Origin of the sequence: Peptostreptococcus equinus (genome assembly GCF_027125355.1) — a bacterium.
Lineage (GTDB): Bacteria > Bacillota > Clostridia > Peptostreptococcales > Peptostreptococcaceae > Peptostreptococcus > Peptostreptococcus equinus.
This window is the reverse complement of sequence record NZ_CP114052.1, coordinates 1,206,476-1,224,266: the sequence shown is the minus strand read 5'-3', so window position 1 is coordinate 1,224,266 and position 17,791 is coordinate 1,206,476. Positions and strand designations below refer to the sequence as shown.

The window sequence follows — 17,791 nt, the reverse complement described above, 5'->3', positions numbered from 1 at the left end:
TTTATTTTAGGTTTTTATGGGTAATATATAAGTAAGTTAAAAAGTATCTTTATTAGATACGGTGAAGGGAGTGGTTTTTATGAAAATCATTATATCTGGAAAACAAATAAAATTAACTGAGGGCATCAAATCTTATATTGAAAAGAAATTTGGGAAACTAGAAAAATTTTTAAGTCCTGAATCAGAAATTCGTGTAACAGTTAGTGCTAACAAGAAAGAAAGACAAAAAGTTGAAGTAACTTTGGACAACATCAATGGTCATATAGTTAGAGCAGAAGATGTACAAGATGATTTGTATTCTGCTATTGATATTGTTTGTGACAAGTTAAATAGACAAATTGTTAAATATAAAAATAAATTTAAGACAAGAGTACCAGGAAAAGATACAATTAGGATGGAATACTTTGATGAATTTATTGATGCTTATGAAGATGAAGAACCATTTTTAGATGATAGCGAAATGACATTTGAGAGAAAGAAAAAATTTTATTTAAGACCTATGAGTCCTGATGAAGCTGTATTACAGATGAATTTACTAGGACATGACTTCTTCTTATTTAAAGATCAAGATACATTTGAGGTATGCTTGGTGTATAGAAGAGGCGATGGTGGATATGGTTTAATAGAGCAAGAATAATTTGAAACTCATAGAGGTTCACATATATGAATACTTTAGTATTCGCACGTAAACACTATATGGTGGAGTTTTACTCCACCATATAGTGTTTTTGGTTAATTGTATATTATAAATACTATGAAATTAATTATATATATTTATTTATGGTATAATATCATATATAAGTGATTAAATAAGTTAATATTTATTTAGGAGGAAAATCTTGATAATACAAAAACAGTTTCAAATTTATGAACCTAGATTCGAGAGGGAAATTTTTGGGAATTTTGATGAAAATGCAAAACTAATTGAAAAAAATTTAAATAGTGATATATTGCTTAGAGAAGGTAATATTGTTTTACTTGGTGAAGAAAAAAATGTGGATATGACAATAAAGTTACTAAGTGAATTACATAAAATGGTTGAATCTGGAAAAACTTTGGATAAACAATCTATATTATATTCAATAGACCTTTTATTCGCTGGTAGTGAAGACAGGATAAAAGAGTTAGAGGGAACCATTGTGGTTACTAAAAAAGGGAATCCAGTTCAGGCTAAGACTTTAGGTCAAAAAGAGTATGTTAATTTGATAGAAAATAATGATATTACTTTTGGTATAGGACCAGCTGGTACTGGTAAAACATATTTAGCTGTTGCTATGGCTGTAAAATCTTTCAAGGCTGACGAAGTTTCTAGAATCATATTGACTAGACCAGCAGTTGAGGCAGGTGAGTCTTTAGGTTTTTTGCCAGGTGATATGAAAGACAAGGTTGATCCATATTTAAGACCACTGTATGATGCATTATTTGATATGTTTGGTCCTGATAAGTTTAATAAATTTTTGGATAGAGGCACAATAGAAGTTGCACCTTTAGCATTTATGAGAGGTAGAACCTTAGATAATGCATTCATAATATTAGACGAAGCACAAAATACAACTCCAGAGCAGATGAAGATGTTTTTAACTAGACTTGGATTTGGATCAAAAGCAGTAGTTACAGGAGATATCACTCAAACTGACTTACCGAGAAATAAAAAAAGTGGACTGATACAAGCAACAAAGATATTGGATGGTGTAAAAGGAATCGGATATAAGGAACTAACTGAAAAAGATGTAGTAAGGCATGAATTAGTTCAAAGGATAATAAAGGCTTATACTAAATTTGAGAATAGAGAATCATATAAAAAGAAAAAATAAGATGAGCATATAAAATATTATATAATTGTGAATTGGAGCGTGACATATATGGAAATAATTTTTGATAACAGGCAGGATTTTTTGAAAGTAGATAAAAAATTATTTGAAAAAATTGAATCTGTGATGGAGGCCTGTTTGATGTATGAAGGTTATGAAGATGATTATGACGTAAGTCTATCTTTTGTAAATAATAATGAAATTAGAGAATTGAATAAAAATTTCAGAGGCATAGACAAGGCTACGGATGTACTATCGTTTCCTTTGTTGACAGAAGATGATTCACATGTAGAATTTGAAGAATATTCTCTTGGAGATATAGTTATCTCTACAGAAAAAGCACAGGAGCAGGCAGAAGAATTTGGTCACTCTTTGGAAAGAGAAATTTGTTTTTTAGTATGTCACAGTATGTTTCATTTATTAGGATATGATCATATGGAAGAAGAAGAAGCAATTGAAATGCATGGAAAAGAGAGAGATTTATTAAACAGGCTGGGTATTACAAGGGATATTTAGATGGAAAAATTCAATAAAACAAAAAATAAATATGAGGAAAATAAACAAAAAGAATTTGATAAAATAAAAAAAGACCAAAATAAGAAACAAAGAGATATTGATAAATTTAATGAACTAAAAGATAAAAAGGAAAAAAACTCTAAACAGAGCTTTATTAGGTCTATGAATGCAGCTGTAGATGGAATTATGTATACTTTTAGAAGTGAAAGAAATATGAAATTTCATTATCTCGCTTCTTTAATAGTATTGGTAGCCAGTCTTTTCTTTGATTTTCAAAAAATGGAGTTTATAACTTTACTTGGAGCAATTACCCTAGTAGTAATTTGTGAAATGATAAATACAGCTGTTGAAAAAACTGTAGACATGGTCACTAGTGAATTTAATCCTCTGGCAAAAATAGCTAAGGATGTAGCGGCTGGTGCTGTTTTGGTATCTGCTATATATGCTGTAGGTGTTGCATATTTATTGTTTTACAATAAACTTAATATGCTGACAGGTAATCTAGCATATAGAATAAGAGAGTCCGAATTACATATAACACTAATTTGTATTGCAGTAGTTTTAATAGTAGTTGTAACAGTGAAAGCAATGACTTATACAGGAACACCTTTAAAGGGAGGTATGCCTAGTGGGCATGCTGCACTTGCTTTTGCATTAGCCACTTCAATTACATTAATGACAGAAAGAGTAGAAGCTTCATCTCTTGCATATTTAATAGCTATACTAGTTGCTCAAAGTAGAATAGAAGGAAAAATACATACTTTTTGGGAAACTCTTGCAGGTGGGTTAGTGGGTACATTAGTTGCTATACTTGTATTCCAACTAGGACTATTTTACTAAACTGTTTTTTGTGGTATAATAAAAAGGATGTATAATAATTTAAATAAAATATAGAATATATTTTTGTAAGTTTTAGGAGAAAAAGATGGAATATAAATCGGGTTTCGTGAGTATAGTTGGTAGGCCAAATGTAGGTAAATCAACACTTATGAACAATATTGTCGGAGAGAAAATAGCTATAATGAGCGATAAACCTCAAACAACTAGAAACACTATTCAAGCTGTTTATACAGATGAAGAAGCTCAGATAGTTTTTATGGATACTCCAGGCATACACAAGCCAAAAAATAGATTAGGAGAAATGATGGTAAAATCTGCAGAAGACGCATTTAAAAATGTTGACTGCATTATTTTCGTAGTTGATAACTCGAAATCTATAGGCAAGGGTGATTCTATGATAATAGAAAATCTAAGGAAAGCAAAAACACCTGTCTTTCTGATACTAAATAAAATAGATAAATTAGAAAGCAAAGAAGAGCTTTTTGATTTAATTAAAATGTATGATGATTTGGAAGTTTTTAAAGATATAATTCCAACATCAGCGCTAAACAACTCAAACTTAGACTCAATTTTAAGTGTAATAAAGAAAAATTTAAAGCCAGGTCCAAAATATTTTCCTGACTATATGATTACTGATCAGCCTGAAAGAGTGCTGGTATCAGAACTGATAAGAGAAAAAGTTTTACATTATACAAATGAGGAAGTGCCTCATGGTGTTGCTATAGAGATAGAAAGAATGAAGGTAAGACCAAATAAAAATATTATGGATATTTCTGCTATAATATACTGTGAAAGAGATTCACATAAAGGTATTATTATAGGTAAAAATGGACGTAAACTGAAAGGTATAGGTAAATCGGCCAGAGAAGAAATAGAGTTTTTGCTAGGAACTCAAGTTAATTTACAATTGTGGGTAAAGGTAAAAGAAAACTGGAGAAATCTTCAGAACTATATAAATGATCTTGGGTTAAATGAAAATAAAGAATATTAATTATTGCTTAAAAAAAGGTGGTTGTAATGGATAAAAAACAGGACTCGGCGCGAGAGTTGTATGATCAAGTCAAAGAAATGATGGATAATAACAAGTTTATTGAATTGAGGGAAACATTAGATGAATATCATACTATGGATATTTACGATGTACTTCAAGATTTAGATGAAGTGGATAGATTAAAACTATTTGAGATACTTCCTCTAGAGAGTGCAGCTTCAATTTTGGAAGAATGTGAAAGTGAATTTTTCCAGAATATAGTTGCTAATATTGATAGGGAACATCTTAGAAATATTTTTGAAGAAATGTCTATGGGCGATTTGGCGGATATTCTTCGTGAACTGGATGAAGGTAGCAGGGAAAAAATACTTGATATTGTTAGTAAAGAAGATGAAGAAGAATTAAGAGAATTGCTTGCATATGTAGATGAAACTTCAGGCTCTACAATGAAAAAAGGTTATGTATCCGTAAATAAGAATTTGAATGTTGAACAGGCAATCAAGCATATTAGAGCAGAAGCTCTAGATGCCGACTCAATATACTATATATATGTTGTAGACAATCTTCAAAAATTAGTAGGAGTTTTATCACTGAGAGATTTATTCTTGTCAAGTGATAATTCAAAAATTGAAGATATAATGGTTGAAAATGTAAAATCTGTTGGGGATAATGATGATAGAGAAGAAGCTGTAAAAATGGTTTCAAAGTATAACTTAGTGGCTGTTCCAGTGACAGATGAAGAAGGAGTCTTAAAGGGCATTATAACAGTAGACGATATCTTAGATGTTATGGAAGAAGAAGCTAGTGAAGATATGTACAAGTTTGCAGGTTCAAGTGAGCATGAAAGAGATGTAGCGGAAAATGAGAAATCTACATTGAAAGAGCAAGTATTATCTTGTGTAAGAGGTAGAATTTCATGGCTATTGTTGACGGCTATTTTGTCTTTTGTGACAGCATTTTTCTTTACAAAATTTAAAGTTATAGTTGATGATAGCCATATAGCATTGATATTTTTTGCTCCTTTAGTTCTTGCAATGGGTGGTAGCGTTGGTATACAATCTTCTGCTGTAACAATAATAAACTTGTTGGATAATGAAAAAGATGTTGACTATCAAACATTTATGAAAGAGTTGATTAGTTCACTAATAAATGCATTCGTAATAGTGGTAATCTCATCTATTATTTTATACTTTGTAACTCAAAATGCACAGATAATCACAGCTATATCACTTACTGTATTTATTAACATGGTATTAGGAGCAACATTTGGAACATTGATACCAATTGTAGTAAATAGATTAGAGTCAGATCCATCTGTTATCACATCACCTATTATTTCTGCAATTATGGATATAATAGGAGTAATAGTTTATTATATTATAATATCAATATTTATTTTATAAAAAAGAGCATGTAAAATACATATGTTATTTTACGAGTATTTAAAGAAAATATAATATGAATTTTAATAAAAGTCTCTTAAAATTTTAGGAGGCTTTTTTATTAAAAACATATTGTGATATTTTATAAGAAGGTGTAAAATGATAGTTATAAACACTCAGGGCGTTGTATTACGCACCATGAAATATAAAGAAAATGATATAATTCTTACACTTCTAACTAGGCAATATGGCAAGGTAACAGCTATAGCTAGAGGTGCTCAAAGACAAAAGAGTAAATTCTTAGCGGGTTCTCAACTCTTTTCTTATAATACATATACTTTAAAAAAACAAAAAGATATGTTTGTAGTATATCAGTGTGAGAATATTAAAAGTTTTTACAATATATCTTCTGACTTTGAAGCATTTTCCTATGCCACATTTATAGTCAAGTTAGTAGAAAATAACTCCATAGAAGGACAAACTAACAATAGGTTATTTGAATTATTAGTTCATACTTTGTTTTTATATTCAGAAAAAGCTGATAATAAAATGTTTCTTTTAGATGCATTTATTTTAAAATTTATCGATTTTATTGGGTATAGACCTAATGTGGACAAATGTAGTATTTGCTCAAGAAATTCTTATGAATACGCCCTTTTTTCTATAGGATCTGGGGGTATAGTTTGCAATCACTGCATAGATAAAGATGATAAATATTTTAATATTGATCAGACAATAGTATCGCTTATGCAGTACATATTAGCCACTGAAATAGTGGATTGTAGTAAGGCTCAAGTAGCTAATGTATTAGTGGAACAGTTGTACAGTCTATTGAAGATGTATTTGATACACTACTTTGACAATACAAGTTTCAAATCCATTGATATGTTCAAAGGAATTAAATAAGATAAGGAGTGAAAAATTATGGCACAAATAACAATCGAAATGGTAGACAAAGTTTTAGAAAGACTTCCATATATTACTTATAAGGAAGCAAAGGAAGCTTTAATGGAAACAGATGGTGATGTATTAGAAGCTATAATACTAATAGAGAATAAACCCTCAGAATTTGCTTCAAAATTTGCTGATGGAGCATCTAAAATTACAGATAATATCACTGGCATAGGAAAGGTAAAATTTGATAAATTCGAAGAAAAATTTACAAAAGATACTGAAAAAGTAAGAATACAATTGGTTGATTTATTTAAAGAAGCTACAGTGGTAAGAGTTGTATTAGAAAAAGAAGGAAAAGTTATGCTAAACCTTCCTCTTACAATTGGATTCGCTGGCGTTGCATTTATGCCTATGCTATCTATTTTAGGAATATCAGCAGCTGTTCTTAGCAAGTATTCAGTAAAAATAGTAGATGAAAATACAAATCAAGAAGTAGATCTTGGAGATTTAAATCCTGAAAAACTTGAGATTTTAAAAGATATAATTTTTAATTCAGTATCAAACATCAAAGATACAGTAAGTAAAAAAGATGGTTCATCAAAAAATGACACAGATCATGATATTACAGATGAATTATTTAGAGAAGATACAGGAAGATCAGAACAAGAAGAATATGTTAGAAAAAATGATGAGTATTCTACATTTGATCAAAGAGCGAAAGAGAATAAACATGTAGATGATAACTCAAAGCCAATTCAAGAGCAATATATAAACAAAGATGGTTTTATCAATCAAGAGGAAAAAAAGAATAGAGAAGATAATTAAATTATACTAATATAGGCTATTTAGGGGGAATAAAATGAATTTTCAAGAAATGATTTTAACATTACAAAAATTCTGGGCAGACAATGGATGCATAATGACACAGCCTTATGATGTTGAAAAAGGAGCGGGAACAATGAATCCCAATACTTTTTTAAAGTCGTTAGGACCAGAACCATGGAGTGTATGCTATGTAGAACCATCTAGAAGGCCAGCTGATGGTAGATATGGAGAAAATCCAAATAGATTATATCAACATCATCAATTTCAAGTAATACTAAAACCATCACCAGATAATATTCAAGACTTATACTTGGAATCTCTTAGAAAAATAGGTATAAATCCTGATGAACACGATATTAGGTTTGTGGAAGATAACTGGGAAGCTGCAACAGTAGGTGCATGGGGACTGGGTTGGGAAGTATGGTTAGATGGAATGGAAATTACTCAGTTTACTTACTTCCAACAAGTGGGTAACATAGAGTGTGAGCTTGAAACAGGTGAAATTACATATGGTCTTGAAAGACTTGCTATGTATATTCAAGATGTAGATAGTGTATATGATTTGATGTGGAATGACAAAATTACATATGGTCAGGTATTTAAGAGACAAGAATATGAAAATACAAAGTATGCATTTGAAGATTGCAATGCAGAAATGTTGTTTAATGTATTTGATTTATTTGAATCTGAAGCTGTTAGACTTGCAGAGATTGGCTTAGTAATACCATGCTATGACTATGTATTAAAGTGTTCTCATATTTTTAATACACTAGAAGCTAGAGGAGCTATAGGTGTAAGTCAAAGGGCTGCATTTATAGGAAAAATAAGAGGTCTTGCTAAAATAGTTGCAGAAAGCTATGTAAAGCAAAGAGAAGAGCTTGGATATCCATTAATGAAGGTAGGTGAAATCAATGAATAATTACTTATTATATGAAATAGGTGTTGAAGAAATGCCTTCAAGGTTCGTTGAATCTACATTAGAACAGTTAAAAACAAATTTGAGCAATTCATTGAAAGATAACAGAATAAATTTTGATTCAATTAAAACATATGCAACTCCTAGAAGATTAGTATTATTAGTAGAAGGCCTTGCAGATAAGCAGTTAGACTTTGAAGAAGAAGCAAAAGGTCCTGCAAGAAAGATAGCTGTTGACGGTTACGGAAATCTTACAAAGGCAGCACTAGGATTTATGAGAGGTAAGGGATTATCTGAAGATGATATATACTTCAAAGAAATAGGTGGCAATGAATACTTATTCGCTACAATTAAAGAGAGTGGAAAAGATACTGATGAAATTCTTTTAGAAGAATTACAAACAATTATCAAATCTGTTGTATTTCCTAAATCAATGCGTTGGGGTGGGAAGAATATGAGATTTGTAAGACCTATTAGATGGCTTTTAGCTTTACATAATGATAATATCCTACCAGTCAATTTAGAAGGAATTATAGCTTCAAATAAAACAGTAGGACATAGATTTTTAGGTAAAAAGTCTATAGAAGTATCAAGTGTAGAAGACTACTTATCAAAACTTGAAGAGAATTTTGTTATATTAGATCAGAACAAGAGGAAAGAATTAATACATCATCAAATAGATGAAGTAGCACAATCAATAGGTGGAACAATAGAATTAGATGAAGAACTATTAGATGAAGTAACTTATATAGTAGAATATCCTACAGCATTTTATGGGGAATTTGACAAGGAGTATATAAGTTTACCAAAAGAAGTAGTAAAAACTCCTATGCAAGCTCATCAAAGGTATTTCCCTGTAGTGGATGCTAATAGAAAATTACTTCCTAACTTTGTAGCTGTTCGTAATGGTAATGATTATATGATTGAAAATGTCAAGAAGGGTAACGAAAAAGTTCTTGAAGCTAGATTAGCGGATGCACTATTCTTCTTTAATGAGGATAGAAAACATAATTTAGAGTATTATAGAGAAAAATTGTCTACGGTAGTATTTCAGGAAAAACTTGGAACATTACTTGATAAGTCAAATAGAATTTATAAGATAGCGAATGAATACCAAACCGATTTAAATATCGATAAAGAAAAACTAGTAGAAGCAGCCTATTTATCAAAAGCTGATTTAGTAACTAATATGGTGTTTGAGTTTGATGAACTTCAAGGTTATATGGGCAAGGAATATGCTAAATTAGAAGGTAAAGATACATTAGTTGCCCAAGCTATTTATGAACATTATATGCCAAGATTCAGTGGTGATCAAATTCCAACTAGTTTAGAAGCATCTTTGTTATCTATATATGACAAAATGGATACTATAGCAGGATTTTTTGCAATTGGAATAAAGCCTACAGGTTCAGCAGATCCATTTGCACTTAGAAGACAATCACTAGGTATACTTACAATTCTCTTAGAAAAAAATATAGAATTTGATATAGCAAATCTTGCTAATATAGCACTAGATCAATTTGATATGGTTGAATTTGACAAAGAAAAAGTAGTTGAAGAAATAGTAGATTTCTTCAACGAAAGAACAAAATATATATTCAAGGATATGGGAATTAGATATGATGTCGTAGATGCTGTTCTTGCAAGTGATGAGAAAAACATATATGACTTATATGAGAGGGCAGAATCTATCAATAAATGGATAGATAGAGAAAGTCTTACTGATATGTTGGTAGCATTTAATAGAGTGGCAACTCTAGCAGAAAAAGCAGAAACTAAAAACATTGATGAAAATTTATTTTCAGAACAAGCAGAAAGAGATTTATATGAGAATTTCCAGATAGTAGATAAAAATATTAATCAATATATGCAAGCTAAAGAATACACAAAATCACTTGATGAATTTGCTAGCCTAAAGCCATATATAGATACATTCTTTGATTCAGTTATGGTTATGGATGAAGATATGCTAGTAAGAAATAATAGACTAGCTTTATTAAACAAAATCTATGAATCAATGTTACAAATTTGTGATCTTTCTAAAATAGTATATAAATAAACATATTTAATATACTAAAAACAAACATTAATATATACTAAATAAAAAAATAATCATTATAATATCATGGCAGGACTTAAAAATAGTAAAATATCCTGCCATGTTTCTTTTAAATATAAAAATAATATCTAAAATATTGAAGAAAAATAAACAATATATTTTAACAAAAAGCCAATAAAACTATTGATTAATCATAAATAACATATTATAATATACTATATAGAAATGGTATATCATAAATATGTATTCATATATGAAAGTAGGTGGTTAAAATCCAACTTAATGACAGGCAATTAAAGATAATTGATATAGTAAAGGCTAATGAACCAATCACAGGTGAGAAGATAGCTGAAAGGCTTAATGTTACAAGAGCTACATTAAGATCTGATTTAGTCGTTTTGACAATGACTAACATATTAGATGCTAGACCTAAGGTTGGATATTTTTATGTTGGTGAAGGCGATTTAGATAATAATGCAGTTGCCATGAAACAGGTAAAAGTATCTGATGTGATGGGAGTTCCCCTTACTGCAAAGCAAAGTGACACTGTTTATGATGTGATAGTTAATATATTTATTGAAGATTCAGGAGGCGTCTTTATTACTGATGAAAAAGATTTTCTTTGTGGAGTAGTCTCAAGAAAAGATTTATTAAAAGCAACAATAGGTGGTACGGATATTAGTAAAATTCCAGTTGGGATGATAATGACTAGAATTCCAAATGTTGCAACAGTATATGAAGATGATTTCATCAATTTAGCGGCATTAAAATTGATGAAAAGAGAAGTCGACTCACTACCAGTGGTTAGATTAATAGACAACGATGAAACACAGATGAAAATCGTAGGCAAAGTTTCAAAAACGTTGATAACGAGACTTTTTGTTGAAATCACAGAGTAATTGAGGAGGTAATATGGAAAAGAATTTAATGATATACATTGTTTCAGATTCATTAGGAGAAACTGCTAGATCAATGGCAACAGCTACAATCTATCAGTTCGAAAATCATGATCAGTGGGAAATTAAAAGATTTCCTTTTGTAAATAACAAAGAGTTATTAAACGAAGTTCTTTATAAGGCAAAAGATAATGATGCAATGGTAATGTATAGTATAGTAAATGAAGAGTTAACTCAGCATGCTAAAGAATTTTGTGAGCAAAATGAAATAGTTTATGATGATTTGCTTTCTTCTATTATAAATAAAATGAGCAAAAAAGCTGGTCTAAAGCCACTTAGAGAACCAGGTTTAATCAGAAAAATGGATAAATCTTATTTCAATAGGGTGGAAGCCATTGAATTTGCAGTTAAGTATGATGATGGTAAAGATCCAAGGGGTGTATTAAAAGCAGACCTAGTATTAGTAGGGATTTCTAGAACTTCGAAAACTCCGCTGAGTATGTACCTTGCTAATAGACATTTAAAAGTTGCAAACGTTCCTTTGGTTCCTGAAGTTCCAATACCAAAAGAGTTGTCAGAAGTTGATCCTAAAAGGATTATAGGACTTACAAACTCACCTGAGACACTTAATAGAATAAGAGTAGAAAGATTAAAATCAATGGGTCTATCTGGAGCGGCGAATTATGCAAAACTAGATAGAATATTAGAAGAGCTTGACTATTCAGAAGAGGTAATGAAAAAATTAAAGTGCCCAGTAATAAATGTAGCAAACAAAGCTATAGAAGAAACAGCAGGTATAATACTTGACATTTTAAAAGAGAATGGAATATCTGTATATAATGATTTTTCAGTATAAAGATTTAGTATAAATAGTATAAATGATGTTTAAATTTTAGAATTTTCTAGGAGGAAAAAATGAGTACAAAATTTGTTTACAGTTTTGATGAAGGCAACAAAGAAATGAGAGGCTTACTTGGAGGTAAGGGAGCTAATTTAGCAGAAATGACTAATATAGGTCTTCCAGTACCTCAAGGTTTTACAATTACTACAGAAGCTTGTAATGATTATTATGACAATGACCACAAAATAGTTGATGAAATAATCAAGCAAATTGATGAAAAGTTGGCTCAATTAGAAAAAGAACAGGGAAAAAAATTAGGGTCTGACTCTAATCCACTATTAGTATCAGTAAGATCTGGTGCAGTATTTTCAATGCCAGGTATGATGGATACAATACTTAACCTTGGACTAAATGACACAAGTGTAAAGGGATTAATTGAAGCTACTAAAAATGAAAGATTTTCTTATGATTCATACAGAAGATTTATTCAAATGTTTTCTGACGTTGCTATGGAAGTGCCAAAATATAAATTTGAAAATGTATTGGATGCTTACAAGGAAAAAAATGGATACAAATTTGATACTGAACTTACAGTAGAAGACCTAAAAGGGATAGTAGAAGATTATAAGGCTATATACAAAGAAGCAGTAGGAGAAGATTTTCCTCAAGACCCTAAAAAACAGTTGATGTTATCAATAGAAGCTGTTTTTAGATCTTGGAACAACCCAAGAGCAATAGTTTATAGAAAATTAAATGACATACCAGGAAACTTAGGTACTGCAGTAAATATACAGTCAATGGTATTCGGTAATATGGGACAGACTAGTGGTACAGGTGTTGCTTTCACAAGAAACCCTTCTACTGGAGAAAACAGACTATTCGGTGAATATCTAATAAATGCACAGGGCGAAGATGTTGTTGCAGGTATTAGAACTCCACAGACAATAGATACATTAAAGAATGAAATGCCTGAAATATATGATGAATTTGTAAAAATAACTCATATATTAGAAGGTCACTATAAAGATATGCAGGATATTGAATTTACTATAGAAAATGGTAGATTATTTATTTTACAGACAAGAAATGGTAAGAGAACAGCTCAGGCTGCTATTAATGTTGTGGTTGATTTGGTAAATGATGGCGTAATAGATAAGGAAGAAGCTGTAATGAGAATAGAGCCAAATCAGTTGGATCAATTATTGCATCCAACATTTGATCCAAAAGCTTTGAAAGGTGCAGATAAGTTAGCTAAAGGATTACCTGCATCGCCAGGTGCCGCTACAGGTAGAGTATACTTCTATGCAGATGATGCAGTTCAACATGCAAATGCAGGAGAAAAAGTATTACTAGTAAGACAAGAAACTTCTCCAGAAGATATAGAAGGTATGGTAAGTGCTGAAGGTATATTGACTGCTAGAGGTGGTATGACATCACATGCAGCAGTTGTCGCAAGAGGAATGGGCAAGTGTTGTGTAGCTGGATGTGGAGAATTAAGAGTAGATGAATCTTCTAGAGAAATAAGAGTGGGCGACCTTGTAATCAAGGAAGGCGAATTTATGTCTATAGATGGTTCTAGTGGATGTGTATACCTTGGACAGATACCTATGACAAGTGTTGAACTAAGTGGTAGCTTTGGAACATTTATGTCTTGGGTGGATGAAATAAGAGATATGATGGTTAGAACAAATGCAGATAATCCTAGAGATGCGAAAAAGGCTATAGAATTTGGAGCAGAGGGTATTGGACTTTGTAGAACTGAGCATATGTTCTTTGAAGAAGATAGAATACCAGCAGTTAGAAAGATGATACTTTCTGAAACTGTAGAAGATAGAGTAAAAGCATTAGAATCTTTATTACCATTCCAAAGAGAAGATTTCCATGGAATCTTCATGGCTATGGAAGGTAGACCATGCAACATAAGATTATTAGACCCACCTCTACATGAATTCTTACCTCATGATGATGCATCAATAGAAGCTTTAGCATCTCAGATGGGGATTAGACCTAGCGAATTAAAGAAAAGAGTAATGGATTTAGATGAATTCAATCCAATGCTAGGACATAGAGGATGTAGATTAGCAGTAACTTATCCAGAAATATGTGAAATGCAGTCTAGAGCAATAGCACAAGGTGCTATTCAGGCAATCAAAGATGGTGTTGATGTTCACCCTGAAATAATGGTTCCTTTAATTGGTACAGTAAATGAATTAAAGATGCTAAGACCGATAATTGAAAGATGCATTAATGAGGAAATAGAAAAATCTGGTGTGAAGTTTGATTATACTGTAGGTACTATGATAGAAATACCTAGAGCTTGCGTTACAGCTGATGAAATTGCTGAAGTAGCAGATTTCTTTAGTTTTGGTACTAATGACCTTACTCAGATGGGATTCGGTTATTCAAGGGATGATGCTGGTAAATTCTTAGGAGAATATGTTGATAAGGGCATACTTGAAAAAGATCCATTCCAAGTCCTAGATCAAAGAGGTATAGGTAGATTAGTTGAAATGGCTGTAAAATTAGGTAGAGGTCAAAAACCTGAACTAAAATTAGGAATATGTGGAGAACATGGTGGAGAGCCTTCTTCAGTAGAATTCTGTTACAAGCAAGGACTAAATTATGTATCTTGCTCACCATTTAGAGTTCCAATTGCTAGGCTTGCAGCAGCACAAGCTACAGTAAAGAAATCAAAAGGAAATCAACATAGAGATAAATAAATATTAATATATTAGGACGGGTATATCTATAAAATGCCACAGATAAAGAAATTTATCTGTGGCATTTTTATGTGTGTAAAAAGTCATTTGAATAATATAGTTGATGAATAATAACTAAAAATATTATAAAATATTAAATTAGTTTGAAACTTTACAATATTAACTATAAAATGCATTAAGTTAAATTAAAATAGTTAGAAATAGAATTAATAGGCATAAAATTTAAAATAATTGAAAAAATAGCTGTTTTTATTTATTTATTTATAGTATAATATTTATGGGTTAAAAAAGAATAATTTGCATATGGAGGTAATTATGAAGAATAAAAAGATTAAAGTTGTGGCTACATCCCTATTAGTAGCCAATATTTTACAGCCCGTAAATTTAATTAATGCTGAGGATGCAGTTAATCGTGAAACTAGCAATCCACCTGCAAAAATTACAGAATCTGTCAAGAAAACAGAATTAGAAAGAGCAATAGAAACGGCTGAGAGAACGTATAATAGGTATAAGGATAATAATAAGTCAGTATCTGATAAATTCTTATCTGAAATTAATCTTGCTAAAAGTAAACTAAATGATAATGAAGAAGCGCAAAAAAATGCAGCTAAAAATTTAGCTAGTAACCAAAAAATTTTTTTCGCGGATTCAAAAGCAGCAATAAAAAATGCAATATCAGATGCAGAAAATAAAGAAGATATATTAAAGATAATAGAAAAAGCTAAGATAGACAACAGAAGAAAAATAGAAAAAGATCAAGAAGAGCTAATCAAGAAGCTAAACGAAATGGATAAGCTAAAGAAGTCATCAATTGATTACATAGAAAGTTTAGAAGGTTTAAGTCCTAAGTCTAAAGAAATAGCTAAAAATCATATAGGTGGTTCTGAAAGTAAAGAAGATATTTTAGATGTTATAGAAAGAGCTACAATAATTAACAGAAGAAAAAAAGAACAAAGTTCTAGTGAAAGTGAACCTAAAAAAGAAGAATTAAATCAAAGTGAACCAAATAAAGAAGAACCAAAACAAGATGAATCTAATAAAGAAGAACCAAAACAAGATGAATCTAATAAAGAAGAATTAAATCAAAATGGGTCTTCAAAAAAAGAACAAGAACACAATGGATCTATAGAGAAAGAATCTGATAATTCTGAATCTAAAAAGAATGGATCAAATAAAAACAATACAAAAATTGAAAACGCAAAAAATAGAAGTAAAGTATTGAATAATTCAGTTAATAAAAAACAGAATGAAAAAAAGAAAGTTTTACCTAATACAGGTGATGGTTTAAATTCAATGATTATAGCAATTATTGGTATTTTTACTAGTATGGTACTAATATTATTAGGCTTAAAATCTAAAAAAATTTCAATAAAAAATAAATAAAAAATTAAAACAGCGAGATAGACGCATTGATGCGTTTGTTCGCTGTTTTTTACTATTATAGCAAAAACATTATAAATATTACTTAAATAAGTTAAATTGTTTATATTCTTATTATTAATATTAAAAAATATTTTTTTAGAGTTAAAAATAAGTAAATTGGGTAAAAATATGGAATTTAATTGTTTTTTCTGATAAAATAAAAGGTAAAGCTAAAATTAAAAAAAAATAAAGATATTATTAAGAAATTTTTAGAAGGGGATAATAATGAAGAATAAGAATAGAACAAAAAAAGAAATAAGCTTTATAGGAATTATATTATTTTTACTTAGCTTAGCTGGTATAGGTTACTTGTTATATGTTGTATTTTCTAATAGCCTATTGGATATAAACTATAGACTTATTTTACTAGGACTTTCAGTAGTTTTTGAGATATTTGTAGGATGGTACCTAATATATAAGAGAAAAAATAAAGCTTTAAAAATATTATTATCAGTTTTAGTATTGATAGTAAGTGCAACAGCGGCTGGCGCTAGTAACTATGTAGATCAAAGTATGAAATCTTTAGATATAATAAGTGGAAAACAAGAAACATACCAATTTTCATTAGTCGTTCCTATTGATAGTAAGATTGAAAGTATATCAGACATAGAAAACAAGGAAGTTTTATCAGCTTTAAAAATTGATGAAGCAAATGTAAATACTTTTAAAACAAAAATGATATATAAAGAAAATAAATCACTTAATTACGTAGATGGCGGTGATTATTTCTCTATGTCGAAGAAAGTAAGCGAAAAAGAGGCGGATGTAATATTATTGAATGAATCGTATAGATCTGCAATTGTGGACCAAATACCTGATTTTGAGAAAAAAACAAAGGTGATTTACTCTACAGATTTCAAGGGAAAGAATAAACTAGCTCACAAAGAAATTAAGAAAAATCAGCCTTTCAATGTATATATAAGCGGAATTGATACATTTGGTAAAATTTCCAACGTATCTAGAAGTGATGTAAATTTACTGGTGACTGTAAACCCTAAAAATAATAAGATATTAATTACTACTGTTCCAAGAGATACATATACAAAGATAGCGGGCGGTGGCAATGATGAATATGACAAGTTTACACATTCAGGTATATACGGAATTAATAGTTCAGTAAAAACAATGGAAAATCTTTTAGATACTGATGTTAATTACTATGTAAGAGTCAATTTCTCTACACTAATTAAGATTGTAGATGTTCTAGGTGGTGTAGATGTTGATAATAAGCAGGCTTTTTCTGTAGGATCATATTATTTTGACGCTGGGAAGATTCATTTAAATGGAAAAGAAGCTCTTGTATACGCTAGAGATAGATATCATCAGGAAAATGGAGATATGGATAGAGGTCGTAATCACGAAAAAATACTTGCAGCTATAATTGATAAAGCTACAAAAGCAAATTCAATGGCAGATTATCAAGAAATGTTGAATGTAGCAACTGAATCTTCAGAAACAAATATGCCTAAAACAAAAATAATAGAACTAATTAATAGACAAATCAATATGAATAAAAATTGGGATTATCAAATGCAAGACTTAAAGGGTCAAGGAACAATGGGCAAACCATCATATGCTATGCCTGGAAGCAGATTATATATGTTTGTACCATATGATGAAAGTATAAGGCTAATTAAAAGTGAAATAGATAAAAACTTACAATAATAAAGTATAAAAA

15 protein-coding genes are annotated in these 17,791 nt (G+C 30.2%); all 15 read left to right on the top strand.

All coding sequences use genetic code 11. The features are described 5' to 3' along the window. The first annotated feature begins 79 nt into the window (after positions 1 to 79). Entirely contained in the window at positions 80 to 637 is a 558-nt protein-coding gene (gene hpf, locus O0R46_RS06110; RefSeq protein WP_269310843.1) for a ribosome hibernation-promoting factor, HPF/YfiA family, read from the top strand. 202 nt (positions 638 to 839) lie between these two features. After that, positions 840 to 1,814, top strand: a complete 975-nt coding sequence (locus tag O0R46_RS06105; RefSeq protein ID WP_269310842.1) for a PhoH family protein — start codon at positions 840 to 842, stop codon at positions 1,812 to 1,814. 48 nt (positions 1,815 to 1,862) lie between these two features. After that, positions 1,863 to 2,327: an rRNA maturation RNase YbeY gene (ybeY, locus tag O0R46_RS06100; RefSeq protein ID WP_269310841.1), complete on the top strand. Its 465-nt coding sequence runs from the start codon at positions 1,863 to 1,865 to the stop codon at positions 2,325 to 2,327. Between the two features lie 162 nt (positions 2,328 to 2,489). Continuing rightward, the gene (locus O0R46_RS06095; RefSeq protein WP_334307490.1) at positions 2,490 to 3,167 is read left to right on the top strand and encodes a diacylglycerol kinase; all 678 of its coding nucleotides are present in this window, start codon (positions 2,490 to 2,492) and stop codon (positions 3,165 to 3,167) included. A gap of 85 nt (positions 3,168 to 3,252) precedes the next feature. Next, complete coding sequence (gene era, locus O0R46_RS06090) at positions 3,253 to 4,158, top strand: GTPase Era (protein ID WP_269310839.1); 906 nt, start codon at positions 3,253 to 3,255, stop codon at positions 4,156 to 4,158. Positions 4,159 to 4,184: 26 nt separating this feature from the next. Beyond that, positions 4,185 to 5,561 carry a magnesium transporter gene (mgtE, locus tag O0R46_RS06085; protein ID WP_269310838.1) on the top strand — a complete coding sequence of 459 codons (1,377 nt, stop codon included), beginning with the start codon at positions 4,185 to 4,187 and terminating at the stop codon, positions 5,559 to 5,561. Between the two features lie 138 nt (positions 5,562 to 5,699). Further along, entirely contained in the window at positions 5,700 to 6,446 is a 747-nt protein-coding gene (recO, locus tag O0R46_RS06080) for a DNA repair protein RecO (RefSeq protein ID WP_269310837.1), read from the top strand. 18 nt (positions 6,447 to 6,464) lie between these two features. After that, positions 6,465 to 7,259, top strand: coding sequence for a DUF4342 domain-containing protein (locus tag O0R46_RS06075; protein WP_269310836.1), 795 nt, complete (start codon positions 6,465 to 6,467; stop codon positions 7,257 to 7,259). A gap of 34 nt (positions 7,260 to 7,293) precedes the next feature. Further along, positions 7,294 to 8,178, top strand: coding sequence for a glycine--tRNA ligase subunit alpha (gene glyQ / locus O0R46_RS06070; protein WP_269310835.1), 885 nt, complete (start codon positions 7,294 to 7,296; stop codon positions 8,176 to 8,178). Next, on the top strand, positions 8,171 to 10,234 hold the full coding sequence (glyS, locus tag O0R46_RS06065; RefSeq protein WP_269310834.1) for a glycine--tRNA ligase subunit beta: 2,064 nt from the start codon (positions 8,171 to 8,173) through the stop codon (positions 10,232 to 10,234). Before glyQ ends, glyS begins: the two co-directional genes overlap by 8 nt. Before the next feature lie 263 nt (positions 10,235 to 10,497). Next, positions 10,498 to 11,133, top strand: coding sequence for a transcriptional regulator CcpN (gene ccpN / locus O0R46_RS06060; protein WP_269310833.1), 636 nt, complete (start codon positions 10,498 to 10,500; stop codon positions 11,131 to 11,133). A 13-nt stretch (positions 11,134 to 11,146) separates the two neighbouring features. Next, complete coding sequence (locus O0R46_RS06055) at positions 11,147 to 11,986, top strand: pyruvate, water dikinase regulatory protein (protein ID WP_269310832.1); 840 nt, start codon at positions 11,147 to 11,149, stop codon at positions 11,984 to 11,986. A gap of 59 nt (positions 11,987 to 12,045) precedes the next feature. Continuing rightward, positions 12,046 to 14,691, top strand: coding sequence for a pyruvate, phosphate dikinase (gene ppdK, locus O0R46_RS06050; protein WP_269310831.1), 2,646 nt, complete (start codon positions 12,046 to 12,048; stop codon positions 14,689 to 14,691). 315 nt (positions 14,692 to 15,006) lie between these two features. Continuing rightward, complete coding sequence (locus O0R46_RS06045; protein WP_269310830.1) at positions 15,007 to 16,074, top strand: LPXTG cell wall anchor domain-containing protein; 1,068 nt, start codon at positions 15,007 to 15,009, stop codon at positions 16,072 to 16,074. A 264-nt stretch (positions 16,075 to 16,338) separates the two neighbouring features. After that, positions 16,339 to 17,778, top strand: a complete 1,440-nt coding sequence (locus O0R46_RS06040) for an LCP family glycopolymer transferase (RefSeq protein WP_269310829.1) — start codon at positions 16,339 to 16,341, stop codon at positions 17,776 to 17,778. Positions 17,779 to 17,791 lie beyond the last annotated feature (13 nt).

What these genes read in the sequence shown, in the direction of transcription:
- hpf (WP_269310843.1), top strand. Translation starts at nt 80, where the DNA reads ATGAAAATCATTATATCTGGAAAACAAATAAAATTAACTGAGGGCATC.
- ybeY (WP_269310841.1), top strand. Translation starts at nt 1,863, where the DNA reads ATGGAAATAATTTTTGATAACAGGCAGGATTTTTTGAAAGTAGATAAA.
- O0R46_RS06095 (WP_334307490.1), top strand. Translation starts at nt 2,490, where the DNA reads ATGAATGCAGCTGTAGATGGAATTATGTATACTTTTAGAAGTGAAAGA.
- era (WP_269310839.1), top strand. Translation starts at nt 3,253, where the DNA reads ATGGAATATAAATCGGGTTTCGTGAGTATAGTTGGTAGGCCAAATGTA.
- mgtE (WP_269310838.1), top strand. Translation starts at nt 4,185, where the DNA reads ATGGATAAAAAACAGGACTCGGCGCGAGAGTTGTATGATCAAGTCAAA.
- recO (WP_269310837.1), top strand. Translation starts at nt 5,700, where the DNA reads ATGATAGTTATAAACACTCAGGGCGTTGTATTACGCACCATGAAATAT.
- O0R46_RS06075 (WP_269310836.1), top strand. Translation starts at nt 6,465, where the DNA reads ATGGCACAAATAACAATCGAAATGGTAGACAAAGTTTTAGAAAGACTT.
- glyQ (WP_269310835.1), top strand. Translation starts at nt 7,294, where the DNA reads ATGAATTTTCAAGAAATGATTTTAACATTACAAAAATTCTGGGCAGAC.
- glyS (WP_269310834.1), top strand. Translation starts at nt 8,171, where the DNA reads ATGAATAATTACTTATTATATGAAATAGGTGTTGAAGAAATGCCTTCA.
- O0R46_RS06055 (WP_269310832.1), top strand. Translation starts at nt 11,147, where the DNA reads ATGGAAAAGAATTTAATGATATACATTGTTTCAGATTCATTAGGAGAA.
- ppdK (WP_269310831.1), top strand. Translation starts at nt 12,046, where the DNA reads ATGAGTACAAAATTTGTTTACAGTTTTGATGAAGGCAACAAAGAAATG.
- O0R46_RS06045 (WP_269310830.1), top strand. Translation starts at nt 15,007, where the DNA reads ATGAAGAATAAAAAGATTAAAGTTGTGGCTACATCCCTATTAGTAGCC.
- O0R46_RS06040 (WP_269310829.1), top strand. Translation starts at nt 16,339, where the DNA reads ATGAAGAATAAGAATAGAACAAAAAAAGAAATAAGCTTTATAGGAATT.